This window comes from Paraburkholderia phenazinium (assembly GCF_900100735.1).
Classification (GTDB): domain Bacteria; phylum Pseudomonadota; class Gammaproteobacteria; order Burkholderiales; family Burkholderiaceae; genus Paraburkholderia; species Paraburkholderia phenazinia.
Window position 1 is genome coordinate 196,844 of sequence record NZ_FNCJ01000014.1, and the last position, 13,599, is coordinate 210,442.

Sequence of the window (13,599 nt, forward strand, 5' to 3'; positions counted from 1 at the left end):
CGGTCCGTTGCTGCGCGTCGCGCAGTCTTCCAGCGGGTGCCCGACACATGTTCAGCCTGACGGTCTTTCTGCAGGGTCTGCCGCTGCTGCTGCACGCGGCCATCGCGACGGTCGGCATTTCGCTTACCGGGCTCGTGATCGGCTTCTATGTGGCAATCGGCGTGTGTTCGGCGCGGCTCTCGGCCCATCGCGCGGTGCGCATGTTGGGCGGCGCCTATGTGTTCTTCTTTCGCGGCGTGCCGATGCTCGTGCAACTGCTGCTCGTGTATTACCTGCTGCCGTTTGTCGGCATCAACGTCTCGCCGCTCGTCGCGGCGATCAGCGCCGTGTCGCTGTGCTCCGCTTCGTATATTGCCGAGATTCTGCGCGGCGGCTTTCTGAGCATTCCGCCGGGGCACCTCGAGGCTGCGCGCATGCTCGGCATGTCGCCGTTCGACATGCTGCGGCGGATTCAGGTGCCGCAGGCCTTCAGGCTCACGCTACCCTCGCTCGTCAACGAAATGGTGCTGCTGATCAAAGCGTCGTCGCTGATTTCGGTGGTCGGCGTGGCGGAACTGACCCGCACCGCGCAGAACATCGCCGCCAGCACCTATCGTCCGCTCGAAGCGTATCTCGCCGCAGGGCTGATCTATTTCGTCATCTGCGGTGCGCTCGCACTCGTCGCGCACGGCGCCGAGCACCGTTTGCAGCAAGCCTGAACGCCCGAGCCGAGATCCCCGTCATGCAGCAATTCGACCCCACCGTCATCACCCACAACCTGCAGCCGATTGCGGCGGGTCTCGCGACGACCATCGGCACGTGGTCGGCGGGCGTCGCCATCGGCATGCTGATCGGTTTTCTGATTGCGGTGCTGCAACTCTTTTGCGGACGCTGGGTGCGGGGGCTGCTGCGCTTCTATATCGAACTCTTTCGCGGCACGCCGTTTCTCGTGCAGCTATTCCTGCTCTATTACGGCGGCCCATCGTTCGGCCTCACGCTCGAGCCGATGACCGCCGGCGTGCTGGGACTGGGCCTCTACGGCAGCGCCTATTTCGCCGAGGCGTTCCGCTCCGGCTTCCAGTCGGTGCCGCCCGGCCACCTCGAAGCGGCGTCCTGCCTCGGCCTGTCGCGCTGGCAAGCGGTGCTGCGCATCCAGGTGCCGCAGATGCTGGTGCTGATCGTCCCCGCGCTGACCAACCTGATCATCGTGCTTAGCAAGGAAACGGCTGTGCTATCGATCGTCACCGTGCCCGAACTCACCTTCGTGCTGACGGGCATCGGCTCGGCCACCTTCGCCTTCGTCGAGACGCTGCTGGCGCTGTGCGTATGCTATCTCGCGCTCGTCGAACTCACCTCGCGTGCCGGCATGTGGGCCGAAGCCCGTATCGCGCGCTTCATGGCATGAACACCCTCCGGATCTATCGATGAACGCCCTTGCCGACATGCCGACTTCCGCCACCACCGCAACAGCCTCGGATGACAGCGCGCCGCTGATCGAGGTGCGCGACCTGCGCAAGCGCTTCGGCGAGGTCGAGGTGCTGCGCGGCATCGATCTGCAGATTGCCCGCTCCGAAGTGGTCTGCATCATCGGACCGTCGGGGTCCGGCAAGAGCACGCTGCTGCGTTGTCTCGCCGCACTGGAGACCTACGATCAAGGCGACGTGCGCATCGAAGGTGAACTGCTCGGCTACACGGAGCGCAACGGCCACCGCGTGCGCGCCTCGCAGGGCGAGATCAACCGCGTGCGGCGCAATGTCGGCATGGTGTTCCAGCAGTTCAATCTGTGGCCGCATATGAGCGCGCTCGGCAACGTGATGGAGGCACTGTTGCGGGTGCGCCATCTGTCGCGCGACGAAGCGCGCCGTCGCGCTCATGCGATGCTGGAAACGGTCGGCCTCGCGCACAAGGCGGACGCGTATCCGGCGAAGCTCTCGGGCGGCCAGCAGCAACGGGTGGCGATTGCGCGGGCGCTTGCCATGGAGCCGCACATCATGCTGTTCGACGAACCCACCTCGGCGCTCGACCCCGAACTGGTCGGCGAGGTGCTGCAGGTGATGAAGCAACTGGCGCGTGACGGTATGACAATGGCGGTCGTCACGCATGAAATGGGTTTTGCCGCGCAAGTAGCGGACAAGGTGGCCTTTATCGATCAAGGCCGCATCGCGGTGGCAGGCAAACCGCGCGAAGTCTTTCACGATGCCGGCCAGCCGCGCCTGCGCCAGTTCCTGCAGAATTACTTCGACCGCAACGCCTTCTGGACCCAAGGCGCCGACGAGGCGGGCCCGGCATGAGCACGCGCGCCGCCCGCGGCATGGCCCGCCGGCCGGCAACGCGCGGCGCGGAGGCTCATGATGCAAGCCGTGCGGTTGCCAGCGGGACTACCCGCGAGACGGCCAGCACGGCGCTCAGTGCGCTCGACATTCCCGACCATCCCACCGCGCGCTACGAACAGGTCAAGAGCTACATCCGCAGAACCATCGAATCGGGGGCACGGCAACCCGGCGACCGCATTCCATCGGAGCTGGACCTGGTGGCGGAACTCGGCGTGTCACGCATGACGGTCAACCGGGCACTGCGCGAGCTCGCCGACGAAGGGCTGGTGACGCGGGTCTCCGGCGTCGGCACCTTCGTCGCCGAGGCCAAGCCGCAGTCCACCTTGCTGATGATCGCCCATATCGGTGACGAGATCCGCTCGCGCGGCCACGAATACAGCTACGAAACACTGCTCAAGCAACGCGAGACCGCGCCGGTGGTGGTGTCGAATGCCTTGGGTCTGGCGCCGGGCGCCTCGGTGTTTCACGTGATCTGCGTGCACCGCGAAAACGGCTTGCCGGTGCAGCTCGAGGACCGCTACGTCAACCCGGCTACGGCACCGGAGTTTCTGCAGCAGGACTTCGCGGCGATCCGGCCGTCCGAGTATCTCTACAACGTCGTGCCGGCACACGATGTCGAACACGTCGTCGATGCCGGGCTGCCGACGCTCGCTGAAGCCGAACTACTGGAAATCCGCGCGGAGGATCCGTGCCTGACGCTGGTGCGCCGGACGTGGACCAGCGGCGTGGCGGTGACGTTCGCCCGCTTCGTGCATCCGGGCTCACGCTACCGGCTGGGCTGCCGCTTCTCGCCGGACATGTCGCAACGCCAGGGCTGAACATGGCGGCTCGAGCAGGCCGCCTGCGCCGCAATCAGACGTTGCCTGCCAGATGGAAGCGCGAGGCGGGGTGCCACAACTGCACCGAGGTCGCCACCGCTTCGCCGACCCACGTGCGGCGCCACAGCAGCAAACATGGCTCACCGATCTCCATCAGCAAATGCCGGCGCACATGCGCATCCGGCTTTTGCGCATAGATGCGAAACTCCGCGCGCTGAATCGGCGCTAGCCGCACCATGTAGTGATTCGGCGTTTCGACTGTGAAGTCCTGTTGCAGATACTCGGGGAATACCTTGGGATTGACGTAGCGGTCCTCGTACTGGATCGGCTCGCCCTCTTCGCTGTGCACAATGCGCGAATGAAACGCCGGCCCGGCGGCAAGACCGAGTGCGTCGAGCGCCTGCGGATCCTCGCTCGGTTCGAGCGCCAGCACGTGGGCCAGATGGCGGTGACCGCGCGCGGCGATCTCGTCGGCGATATTGCGAATCTCGAGTACCGTCGATTCATAGCGCTGCGGCGCGACGAAGGTACCGGAGCCCTGCACGCGGGTCAGCACGCGCTCGGCGGTCAGCTCGCGCAGCGCGCGCGACACCGTCATGCGCGCCACGCCGAATTCCTTGACCAGTTCGGTCTCCGATGGAATCAGTCCGCCCGGCTTCCAGTCCCCTTCGGTGATTCGCTTGACCACGTAGCGCTTGATCTGCTCGTAGGCGGGCGTCGCCTTGGCTGGCTCCTTCGCCGGCGCTTCGCTGGCGTGGCCAGCACGGCCCTCGGTAGTTTCGAATGGCGCGTTATTTATATTCATATTCACGTCGACCTCGTGGGTGGTACGCAATACGCCAATGCGCCCGACGGGTGGGCCGGCCGCACCAGCTAGTGGGTCGATCGACCCGGTCATGCCGCCGATTGCAGATCGCAAGCGGCGACGCCAAGCGTAGTGGGTGCTGCGGGGTTCGCGTCAGCGGCCGGGGCAGAGCCAGTGTCTCCTCCGCCACTGCCGGCCGCAGGCCGCATCTTACCAGGGTTCGGCAACGGCGGCGGCGCTGTGTCGGCAATCATACGGAACGCCAGCGCCATGTCCTCGGCGAGCGGCCGGTCGTCGCGATAGGTCGGCACCGCTCTGCGCACGCCTCGCCACAGCGAATCGGTGTACGGCGCGCGCGGCGCATCGAGCGTTTGCAGATCGTAAGCCTGGGCGGCCGCCAGCAGCTCGATGGCGACAATCCGGCCGGCATTGTCGACGATCTCCAGTGCCTTGAGTGCTGCAGGAGTCGCATGGCACAGATGGTCTTCCTGCAAACCGGAGGTGATGCCCCCGTCCAGGCTCGCTGGCATTGCGAGGCGCCGGTTCTGCGCTACCAGCGAAGCCGCCGTGTACTGCGCAATCATGAAACCGGAACAGGTGCCGCCAGGCTCCGCGAGAAAGGCCGGCAAGCCGCTCACCAGCGGATTGACGAGCCGGTCGAGGCGCCGCTCGGCCATCGCCGCTACTTGTGCGATCGCGGTGGCGAGGCTATCCATTGCCAGCGCAATCGACGCGCCCACCGCATGGGCCTGCGAATAGACGCGCGGCGCTGCGGGTGTGCCGGCGACGATCGGATTGTCGGTGATCGACGCCAGTTCGCGGTTGACGACTTCGACCGTCCCGCTGAGCACGTCGCGGGCGGCGCCGTGCACGTGGGGAATGGTCCGCATGCTGAGCGGGTCTTGCGTGCGCCGGCCAACCGCCGCCGCGAGTATCCCGCTCTCAGCCAGCGCGCCGCGCATTCTTTCGCCGACCAGAGTCAAGCCCGGCGAAATCCGCAACGCCAGCGACTCCGCATCGAACGCCGCCAGCTGGCCGCGCAGATTTTCGAAGCTCATGGCCGCGACCGCGTCGGTCCAGTCGAGCAGACGCTCGGCGCGTGCCAGTGCGAGCGCCGCGAGCCCCGTCACGCATGGCGTGCCATTGACGAGACTGAGCCCCTCCTTGGCGTCGAGCACGAGCGGTTCAAGCCCGAGCCGCTGCAACGCGTCGCGGCCGCTGAGGCGCTCGCCGCGCCAGCGCGCATGGCCCTCACCGATGCACACCAACGCGATATGGGCCATATGGCTCAGGTAGCCGACCGAGCCGAACGCCGGCACTTCGGGCAAGCAATCCGCATCGAGCAGCGCCACCAGTTGCTCGGCCACCGCGAGCCGGATGCCCGAATGGCCGTGGGCGAAATTGTTGACCGCCGCGGCGATGATCGCGCGGGTCTCAGCGGCGCCGAGCGGCGTGCCGACGCCGACAGCGTGACTCATCAGGATGTTGCGCGACAAGCTGCGCTGCTCGGACGGCGAGACGATCACGTCGCACAACGCACCCACGCCGGTGTTTACGCCATATGCGCGGATCCCGCGCTCGACGATCTGTTCGACGAGGACATGCGCCGCAGCGATGCGTGCCCGGGCATCGGCGGAAAGCTCGAGCGGCGCGCCCGCGGCTACCGCCGCAATCTGACGCCAGTCGAGAGGACGATCGGAACGGATGACAGTCATGACGATGCTCAGTTCGCGGTACGGTGATGGTGGCTCGATACGAATTGCCTGAAGCGCTCGGACTTGAGTTCGCCGAACACCTCGTCGGGCGTGCCGTCCGCTTCGACTTCGCCTTGATGGAGGAACATCACGCGATTCGACACATGGCGTGCGAAGCCCATTTCGTGGGTCACGACCAGCATCGTGCGGCCTTCTTCCGCCAGCGAGCGCATCACGCGCAGCACTTCGCCGACCAGTTCCGGATCGAGCGCCGAGGTCGGCTCGTCGAACAGCATGACCTTGGGATGCATCGCCAGCGCCCGTGCAATCGCCACGCGCTGCTGCTGACCGCCGGATAGGTGCGCCGGATAGTGGCCGCGCTTTTCCGCCAGCCCCACTTTGGCAAGCAGCGCTTCGGCCTCTTCGACCGCTTCGGCACGGCTGCGTTTTTGCACGCGCATCGGACCTTCGAGCAGATTCTCGAGGACCGTCATATGCGACCACAGGTTGAAGTTCTGAAACACCATGCCGAGTTGCGAACGAATGCGGTCCACCTGGCGGCGGTCGCTCGGCTGCAACTTGCCGTCGCCGCGGCGCTTCATTTTCAGTTCTTCGCCGGCGAGCGCAACCGAACCGTCATCCGGCGTCTCCAGCAGGTTCAGGCAGCGCAGAAACGTGCTCTTGCCGGAGCCGCTCGCGCCAAGGATCGAGATCACGTCGCCCTGATGCGCGTCGAGCGAGATGCCCTTCAGAACGTGATGGTCGCCGAACGACTTGTGAATGTTCTTGACCGACAATGCAACGGGTGCCGTAGCGTTCATGTGATTCTCCAGACTGTCCAGGATGAGCGGCCGTTCAGGGGGCGGCCCGGCTTGCTTGGCGTGCTTCGGTGTTGGCGGAAAGCGGGCGCGCCTTGGGCTGGCTGGGCGCCGCGCGCAGATGGCGCGAAAGACGCACTTCGAGCAAGCCCAGCAGGCGCACGATGATGAAATTCAGGAACAGGTAGATCAGCGCGGCGCAGATGAACACTTCCGTTGTCCGATAGGTCTGCTGGATGATCTGCTGCGCGACGCCGGTCACTTCCCACACGGTGACGAGGCTTGCGAGTGCCGTCGATTTGACCAGCAGCACAGCTTCGGTCGAATACGCCGGCAGGCACTGGCGCAGCGCAATCGGCCCGATCACGCGGCGCAGCAACGCGAAGCCCGACAGGCCGATCGAATAACCCGCTTCGATCTGCCCGACCGGCACGGCCATCAAGCCGCCGCGAATGATCTCGGCGGTATATCCGGCGGTACACAGCGCGAGCGAGAGCACCGCGCACATATACGGTTCGCGCAGCACCGGCCACAGGAAACTCTCGCGGATCACGCCGAACTGGCCGAGCCCGTAGTAGACGAGAAACATCTGGATCAGCAACGGCGAGCCGCGAAACACGAGGATGTAGGCGCGTGCAAAGCGGTTCGGCAGCCAGTGCGGCGAGACGCGCATCGTGACGATCACGAGCGACAGCAGGCCGCCCAGCACTAGCGAAGAAAAGAACAGCCCCAGGGTGGTCGGCACGGCGGCGAGCAACTGGCGCAGCGTGTCGAGCAGGAAATCGAAGTCGATATGCATGATGACCAGATGCCTCGTCAGTTACGCGCGAAATTGCGACGGAAGGACCGGCCCACACGCGCTTCCGCGTGATTGAAGATCCGGTTGGAGATGCTCGTCATCAGCAGATACAGCGCGCCGCCCACGACGAAGAAGGTGAAATACTGATGAGTAGAACCGGCTGCCACCTGGCTTACGCGCAGCAGTTCGGCAAGGCCCGTCACCGAGATCAGTGCGGAGTCCTTGAGGCTCAGTTGCCAGACGTTGCCGATACCCGGCAACGCGAAACGCAGCACTTGCGGAATCAGAATGCGGCGCGCCATCGTCAGCGTGGGCATGCCGATCGAACGCGCCGCTTCCAGTTCGCCGCGCGAAACGGCCAGTACCGCCGAACGGTAGACCTCGGCCTGATACGCGCCGGAAATCATCCCTACCGCGAGCGCGCCGATCACGAAAGGCGGCACGCCGACGAAGCCATCGGCGCCGAACCACTGGCCGATCGTCGTCACCAGCGTCGAGCCACCGAAATAGAACAGATAGATCACGAGCAGTTCGGGCACGCCTCGAAACACCGTCGTGTAGAAGTCGCCGATGACGCGCAAGCTGCGAAAGCGCGACAGCTTGGCCGCCGCCACCAGTGCGCCGAATACCGCACCGACGGCAAGCGCCGCGAGCGTCAGTGCGACGGTCATCAAGGCCGCCAGCAGCACCACGCCGCCCCAGCCATCCGGCCCGAAGCCGAGCATCCCGATCAGAGCCATACCCTACCCCTCGTCTGTTCCGTTGGATCAGTCGGCCTGCCCGCGCGACGCTCGTCGCATGGGCCGGCACACCATTACTGCGTATCGGTTACAGCGTCATGCGCGAGGCGGCACGGCCACCTCGCGCAGGCATCGCTCAGGGCGTGACGTCAGTCTTGAACCACTTCTCGGAGAGCTTCTTCACGGTGCCATCGGCAAGCGCCGCGGCAATCGCGGTGTCGAACTTCGCCTTCAGCTCCGGGTCCTGCTTGCGGAACGCGAGGCCTTCGCCCGGACCCCAGATCGGGCCGCCGATCTTCGGTCCGGCCATCACGATCGACGCAGTTTCTTTCTTGTCGATGTTGGCGGCGTAGTAGGTCACGTCGTCAAACGAAGCGTCGATACGGCCGTTCGCGAGATCCAGATCGCGCTCGGGCGAGGTCTTGTAGACGCGGATGGTGGCGACGTCCTTGAAGCCGTCGTTGATGAACTTGGTATAGACGGTACCGGACTGAATGCCGATAGTCTTGCCCTTCAGCTCCTTACGCAACGCGTCGACGGTCGGCTGGTCGGTTTTCGGGTCGCCGGTCAGCTTCAGCACGGCGCTGGTCGGAGCGGCCTTCGGCAGCACCTTGGTATCGGTCACAGCAAAGGTCGCCGGCGTGGCCGCGTAAGGACGTGAGAAAGCGATGATCTTTTCGCGTTCCGGGGTGATGGAGATCGCATCCATCAGGACATCGAACTTGCCGGCCTGCAGGCCCGGGATCATGCCGTCCCAGTCTTGCGCAACCAGGTTGCACTGCAACTGAATGCGTGCACACAGATTCGCCACCAGTTCCGGTTCGAAGCCGCCCAGCTTGCCGCCCGGCAGCGTCAGATTCCACGGCGCATAACCACCTTCCAGCGCAATGGTCACCGACTTCCATTCTTTCGCCTGCACCGGCGCCGCGAGAATAGTCGCTGCGCCGAGGACGGCGCCAATCAATGCTTTAGCCAACGTAGTGCGCTTTACCTTCACGTCGAAACTCCTTTGATTGAGGGAACACCATCCAGCTAGTCGAGCGATTTATTCACCCGCCTAAATTGACTAGACAAGTCTGCATGAGTAAAAATACCCATGCAAGCGGAATTGTGAACTTTCGCATAAAAATTCGGGTAAGCCCTATACATCAAGGCTTTCATGAGATTGCCCGGAGGCTTTAAAGGGCACGAAAGCACCACGCGGGCACGCCGCTTTGGTGCATTTTGTCTAGACAGGTTCGCAAAACAAGGCACGATGCATCTTGCTGGTGCAAGAGCGCGCGGGTATGGGGTAATGCGAGCGGACCAAGCCCGCAGGCGTGATTGCGAGGCGAAACCCCGCTACCAGATATAAGGCACGAATCGATAGCGCACGCGCGTCGCGTACTCGGCATAGCCCTTAAGTTGTGCGGCGAGCATGCGCTCCTCCCGCACCGCGCGATAGCCGAGACCGGCAATCAGCAGCGGCACGCAGACAAGTCCCCACCACGAAGCGAGCAGTAGCGGCGTGCCGGCGAGAAACAGAATCGCCGCGGCGTACATCGGATGCCGGACGTAGGCGTAGGGACCTGCGTCACTGACCGTATGACCGCGATCGGACTGAATCTTGACGACCGGCGCCGCGAAGCTGTTGGCGCGGAATACGTAAAGACACGCGTAGTGGCACAGAAAGATACCGAGGGCGCCGAGCACGCTCAACCAGACCGGCATGGCCGACCAGTGAAAGCGCCCGGCGTCGAGCCCCATCAGGACCGTCCAGCCGACCCAGACCACGCCGGTGCAGGCCATGAAAATGCGGTCCCAGCGGCTTTGTTGCCGCTGGACGAGCGGCTTGAGCCGCTCGTCCAGCAAGGCAGGATCGGAGCGCGCGAGCCACAGGCCGATCCACAGGCCCAACACCCCCAGTTCGAGCAGAAACCACCAGCCGCCAGCCCAATGCAGCGTGCCTGCCGCGCCGAACAGCAGCACCGCCATAAAGACGAGCCAGGCCGTGATGTGCACGAGGAGTCGCGTGATCATCGCATCAGGCTCCGCAAGAGTGATCCGCTAAGGGCACGCCAGTGTGCTTCCTTGCCGCGTCAGCGCCCTGTTATTGTCGCGGCAGCCGCTCGAAGAGACGCGGCACATCGATCTCACCCACTGCCAGGCCAAACCGCTCGCCAAGGCATGCCGTCAGTTCGCCGGCATCCTCGAGCACACGCTCGCTGACGATCTCGCCGTTAGCGGCGCGTTCGGTCAAGCGCCGGTTGAACAGCGCAAGGCGCCCGTGCGGCAAAACCCGGCAGACAACCAGGTGGTTGACGAACCGCGACTGCGGCCAGGTGGACGTGTACCAGTTCGCCACCTCATAGTCGATCCATTCAACGCGCTGCAGATCGAAGCGATAAGCCTTCGCCCATGTATCGCCCGACTGGACCTCAAGGTCAAGCGCCCCCTGCGAGGCGTCGGCAAGGCGAAACGTTTCCAGCGGCGTGCGTTGTGGCATACCGGCCTCGAGGCGCAAGGGCGCCGTCAGCGTCACGCTGCCGAAACCGACATCGGCAAGCCACGCCGTGTCGTCGATCTCGACGCGCAGCAGCATGTGGCTGCGTGCCGTGACCGCACCCTCCTCGGCACCCCACAACACGCGCGCGATCAGCGGCGTGACGCGAAACCCTAGCTGCATCAGCACACGGGCAAACAGCGCGTTCTGCTCGAAGCAATAGCCGCCGCGGCGGCGTACGAGCAGCTTGTCGATGATAGCCGGCAGCTCCAGCGAGACGGTGCGCCCGGTCAGTGGATCGAGATTTTCGAACGGAATCGCCAGCGGATGGAGGTGCTGCAGTTCGCCCAGTACCGCGAGCGTCGCGGCACGCGGGCCTTGATAGCCGATGCGGGCGAAATACAGATCGAGGTCGAGTGCGTGTGACATGGCTTAAAACCCGCCCTTCAATGCCGATGTGGCGATTGATGGCACGCTGATGCCGTGGCTCGACGCGAACTGCACGGCCTGGCTCAGCGTGGATATCAGCGACTGCAATTGCCCCGGCGCTGACTGCGCAATATACGACGCCGTCTGCGCGGTTTGGGGATTCAGGCCCGACTGCAGCAGCGCAGTGGGATTCATCTGGCCCACGCCGCCGAGACTCGATTTGAGGCTCGAGTACTGGCTCACGCCTTTGCCGAGCGAGGTCAGACCGTCGGTGAACGCCTGCTTGTTGACGGGCGCCGCCGAGCCGCCTGCGCCTTGCTGGACGAACGCCTGGGTCAGCGTCTGCGACAAGCTCTGCTGCGTGCTGCCCACCTGGGTGAGCTGGCTGACGGACGGCGTGCCGTTCAACAAGCCTGCTGCCTGCTGCGCTTGACCGGCCGCACTGCCGAGGCCCATTGCCGAGGCGAGGCTCGACTGTCCGCTCAGCACCTGCTGATTCGCGCCGACATAACTCCGCAGCAACTGCGCCGCCCCACCGGAGGTGGCCGCGGCGGCGCCGTTGGCCGACGAGTTGGCGCCGCCAATGCCGAACTGCGACAGATTGAGCTGTGCGTAAGACAAGTTGCTGACAAGCACGCCGGTACTGGTCAGCAACGAAAGCAAAAGAATACGTCGATTCATGGGGACTTCTCCTGACAATGAGCTTTCGAGATGTTCGAGCGCTTCGACAGCGCATCTCTGCCCAGGTTCGACCCATTTGCCGGATGTGCCTTGACTAGCAAGACAATCGGACGACACAGCAGCCCTGGAAAAGCTCACCGCTCACTCGCTGCGATCGGCAAGAGTCAAAACACGCACCCCACAAAACATACGATTTAATTACTATTAAATTACATTTAAACATCAATAGTGCGCATAAAGATTGGCATCCGTAACATTGTGGATTACACAGCAGTAATATTGTTGCGAATCGTTCTCATTTGTATTGACGCACTTATTCCGCATGCGTACGATCTAGGCATTGCTGTCTGAGGCGTCGCGAACCGCAGCAGCTATGTGCGGGAAGTCCGGCTATCGCCGTGGAACATGGCTAGCCGGAACAGTCGATATAACACAATAAGGATTTCGATGAAGTTCGCTCAGTCCAAAGGACTCGCGTCAAGCGTGCGTCCGGTTAAGAATGCTACTCCGCGCGGTCGCGCCGCTCGCATGCCACGTGTGCCCTCGATTCGCACCGTAGCGCTTTACACAGCATTCGCATGGGCCTCAATGACGGCCGCCACCGCGATGGCCGAGACCAATCCCGACGCCGTACCGAACGAAGCGCCCGAAGCCGACCTGAGCATTAAGGCACAGCCCACCAGCCAATGGACCGGCGTGTGGAACCGCGGGAACCTGCTCGGCGATATCGGCGGCCTGCGTCCGTGGCTCGGCAAGTACGGCATCACCTTCGGCCTAACCGAGACCAGCGAGTACCTCTACAACACGCGTGGCGGCCTGAACACCGGCGGCACCTATGACGGCCTGACCACGGCCACGGTGCAGGTCGACACGAAGAAGGCATTCGGCTTGCCGGGCGGCCTCTTCAACGTGAGCGCGCTGAACATCCACGGCCAGAACCTGAGCGCGGACAATCTCGGCACGCTGAACACCGCGAGCGGCATCGAAGCACAGGATACGACCCGTCTGTGGGAACTGTGGTACCAGCAGTCCTTCCTCAACAACAAGATGGACGTCAAGGTCGGTCAGCAAAGTATCGACCAGGAATTCATCGGCAGCCAGAGCGCCGGCCTGTTCGTCAACACGATGTTCGGCTGGCCTGCGCTGCCGTCGTACGACATGCCCTCGGGCGGCCCCGCTTATCCGCTGGCCGACCTCGGCGTGCGCCTGCGCGGCCAGATCACGCCGCAGTTGACGGCACTCGCGGGTGTGTTCGACGGCGACCCGCTCGGCAACAATCCGCAGAACATCAGCGGCACCAATTTCAACCTGCATACCGGCGCGCTGTATATCGGCGAGCTGCAGTATGCGCTGAACCAGCCGGGCGACGGCGAGATGGTCGGCGCCGCCAACAGCGGCTTGCCCGGCGTCTACAAGCTCGGCTTCTGGTACAACACCGGCAGCTTCGCCGACCAGCACTACGACAACACCGGTTTGTCGCTGGCTAACCCGGCGTCGACAGGCGTTGCCCAGCAGCATCGCGGCGACTACAGCTTCTACGCGGTGGCCGACCAGATGGTGTGGCGCCCCGACCCGGATGAGCCGCGCAGCGTCAACGTATTCGCCCGTGTGATGGGCGCACCGGGCGACCGCAACCTCGTCGACTTCTCCGCCAACCTCGGCGTGGTGATGAAGGCGCCGTTCGCGGGCCGCGACAACGATAGCGTGGGGCTTGCGCTGACCTACATCAAGGTCAGCAACAGCGTGCAGGACCTCGATCTGGACAATCGCGCCTTCAGCGGCGGACCCTACGGCGTGCGCACCCAGGAAACCACGCTTGAGGCGACCTATCAGTATCAGGTCAATCCGTGGTGGCAGTTGCAAGCCGACGCGCAATACACGTTCAATGCCGGCGCCGGACAGAACCCGAGCGATCCGACCCAGCCGCTGCGCAACACGTTTGTTGTCGGCGTGCGAACCAACATCACGTTCTGACCGCTTTCATAACCTGGACACCATGCTTTCGATCATGACCGCAACCA

General features: G+C 64.0%; 14 protein-coding genes. 5 read left to right on the plus strand and 9 right to left on the minus strand.

Annotated features, from left to right (window positions below; translation table 11 throughout):
* Positions 1-47 precede the first annotated feature (47 nt).
* Genes BLQ92_RS27190 through hutC (BLQ92_RS27205) form a run of 4 tightly spaced genes read left to right on the plus strand, consistent with a single transcriptional unit; the run spans position 48 to position 3,130 of the window.
* Positions 48-698: an amino acid ABC transporter permease gene (locus BLQ92_RS27190; RefSeq protein ID WP_090688945.1), complete on the plus strand. Its 651-nt coding sequence runs from the start codon at positions 48-50 to the stop codon at positions 696-698.
* A 23-nt stretch (positions 699-721) separates the two neighbouring features.
* The gene (locus BLQ92_RS27195; RefSeq protein ID WP_090688948.1) at positions 722-1,384 is read left to right on the plus strand and encodes an amino acid ABC transporter permease; all 663 of its coding nucleotides are present in this window, start codon (positions 722-724) and stop codon (positions 1,382-1,384) included.
* Positions 1,385-1,403: 19 nt separating this feature from the next.
* Complete coding sequence (locus tag BLQ92_RS27200; protein ID WP_090688949.1) at positions 1,404-2,270, plus strand: amino acid ABC transporter ATP-binding protein; 867 nt, start codon at positions 1,404-1,406, stop codon at positions 2,268-2,270.
* A complete protein-coding gene (gene hutC, locus BLQ92_RS27205) occupies positions 2,267-3,130 on the plus strand; it encodes a histidine utilization transcriptional repressor HutC (RefSeq protein ID WP_244106256.1) in 864 nt (287 codons plus the stop codon). The genes BLQ92_RS27200 and hutC (BLQ92_RS27205) overlap by 4 nt, the downstream gene beginning before the upstream one ends.
* Before the next feature lie 34 nt (positions 3,131-3,164).
* On the opposite strand, the gene hutC (BLQ92_RS27210) is transcribed toward hutC (BLQ92_RS27205), so the two are convergent.
* From hutC (BLQ92_RS27210) to BLQ92_RS27250, 9 genes are all read right to left on the minus strand, one after another.
* On the minus strand, positions 3,165-3,935 hold the full coding sequence (hutC, locus tag BLQ92_RS27210; RefSeq protein WP_090689077.1) for a histidine utilization transcriptional repressor HutC: 771 nt from the start codon (positions 3,933-3,935) through the stop codon (positions 3,165-3,167).
* Between the two features lie 89 nt (positions 3,936-4,024).
* On the minus strand, positions 4,025-5,650 hold the full coding sequence (locus BLQ92_RS27215) for an aromatic amino acid ammonia-lyase (RefSeq protein WP_090688952.1): 1,626 nt from the start codon (positions 5,648-5,650) through the stop codon (positions 4,025-4,027).
* A gap of 8 nt (positions 5,651-5,658) precedes the next feature.
* Entirely contained in the window at positions 5,659-6,450 is a 792-nt protein-coding gene (locus BLQ92_RS27220; RefSeq protein ID WP_090688953.1) for an ABC transporter ATP-binding protein, read from the minus strand.
* A gap of 34 nt (positions 6,451-6,484) precedes the next feature.
* Positions 6,485-7,246, minus strand: a complete 762-nt coding sequence (locus BLQ92_RS27225; protein WP_090688956.1) for an ABC transporter permease — start codon at positions 7,244-7,246, stop codon at positions 6,485-6,487.
* A gap of 17 nt (positions 7,247-7,263) precedes the next feature.
* Complete coding sequence (locus tag BLQ92_RS27230) at positions 7,264-7,986, minus strand: ABC transporter permease (RefSeq protein WP_090688957.1); 723 nt, start codon at positions 7,984-7,986, stop codon at positions 7,264-7,266.
* Positions 7,987-8,122: 136 nt separating this feature from the next.
* Positions 8,123-8,983 (minus strand): transporter substrate-binding domain-containing protein, encoded by an 861-nt coding sequence (locus BLQ92_RS27235; RefSeq protein WP_090688959.1) that lies wholly within the window; start codon positions 8,981-8,983, stop codon positions 8,123-8,125.
* Positions 8,984-9,327: 344 nt separating this feature from the next.
* Complete coding sequence (locus BLQ92_RS27240; RefSeq protein ID WP_090688962.1) at positions 9,328-10,005, minus strand: methyltransferase family protein; 678 nt, start codon at positions 10,003-10,005, stop codon at positions 9,328-9,330.
* A gap of 70 nt (positions 10,006-10,075) precedes the next feature.
* Positions 10,076-10,897: an arylamine N-acetyltransferase family protein gene (locus BLQ92_RS27245; RefSeq protein WP_090688964.1), complete on the minus strand. Its 822-nt coding sequence runs from the start codon at positions 10,895-10,897 to the stop codon at positions 10,076-10,078.
* 3 nt (positions 10,898-10,900) lie between these two features.
* Positions 10,901-11,578, minus strand: coding sequence for a hypothetical protein (locus tag BLQ92_RS27250; protein WP_090688966.1), 678 nt, complete (start codon positions 11,576-11,578; stop codon positions 10,901-10,903).
* Between the two features lie 447 nt (positions 11,579-12,025).
* Between BLQ92_RS27250 and BLQ92_RS27255 the strand changes: the two genes are divergently transcribed.
* Positions 12,026-13,552, plus strand: a complete 1,527-nt coding sequence (locus BLQ92_RS27255; protein ID WP_090688967.1) for a carbohydrate porin — start codon at positions 12,026-12,028, stop codon at positions 13,550-13,552.
* Positions 13,553-13,599 lie beyond the last annotated feature (47 nt).

What these genes read in the sequence shown, in the direction of transcription:
- BLQ92_RS27190 (WP_090688945.1), top strand. Translation starts at nt 48, where the DNA reads ATGTTCAGCCTGACGGTCTTTCTGCAGGGTCTGCCGCTGCTGCTGCAC.
- BLQ92_RS27195 (WP_090688948.1), top strand. Translation starts at nt 722, where the DNA reads ATGCAGCAATTCGACCCCACCGTCATCACCCACAACCTGCAGCCGATT.
- BLQ92_RS27200 (WP_090688949.1), top strand. Translation starts at nt 1,404, where the DNA reads ATGAACGCCCTTGCCGACATGCCGACTTCCGCCACCACCGCAACAGCC.
- hutC (WP_244106256.1), top strand. Translation starts at nt 2,267, where the DNA reads ATGAGCACGCGCGCCGCCCGCGGCATGGCCCGCCGGCCGGCAACGCGC.
- hutC (WP_090689077.1), bottom strand. Translation starts at nt 3,935, where the DNA reads ATGAATATAAATAACGCGCCATTCGAAACTACCGAGGGCCGTGCTGGC.
- BLQ92_RS27215 (WP_090688952.1), bottom strand. Translation starts at nt 5,650, where the DNA reads ATGACTGTCATCCGTTCCGATCGTCCTCTCGACTGGCGTCAGATTGCG.
- BLQ92_RS27220 (WP_090688953.1), bottom strand. Translation starts at nt 6,450, where the DNA reads ATGAACGCTACGGCACCCGTTGCATTGTCGGTCAAGAACATTCACAAG.
- BLQ92_RS27225 (WP_090688956.1), bottom strand. Translation starts at nt 7,246, where the DNA reads ATGCATATCGACTTCGATTTCCTGCTCGACACGCTGCGCCAGTTGCTC.
- BLQ92_RS27230 (WP_090688957.1), bottom strand. Translation starts at nt 7,986, where the DNA reads ATGGCTCTGATCGGGATGCTCGGCTTCGGGCCGGATGGCTGGGGCGGC.
- BLQ92_RS27240 (WP_090688962.1), bottom strand. Translation starts at nt 10,005, where the DNA reads ATGATCACGCGACTCCTCGTGCACATCACGGCCTGGCTCGTCTTTATG.
- BLQ92_RS27245 (WP_090688964.1), bottom strand. Translation starts at nt 10,897, where the DNA reads ATGTCACACGCACTCGACCTCGATCTGTATTTCGCCCGCATCGGCTAT.
- BLQ92_RS27250 (WP_090688966.1), bottom strand. Translation starts at nt 11,578, where the DNA reads ATGAATCGACGTATTCTTTTGCTTTCGTTGCTGACCAGTACCGGCGTG.
- BLQ92_RS27255 (WP_090688967.1), top strand. Translation starts at nt 12,026, where the DNA reads ATGAAGTTCGCTCAGTCCAAAGGACTCGCGTCAAGCGTGCGTCCGGTT.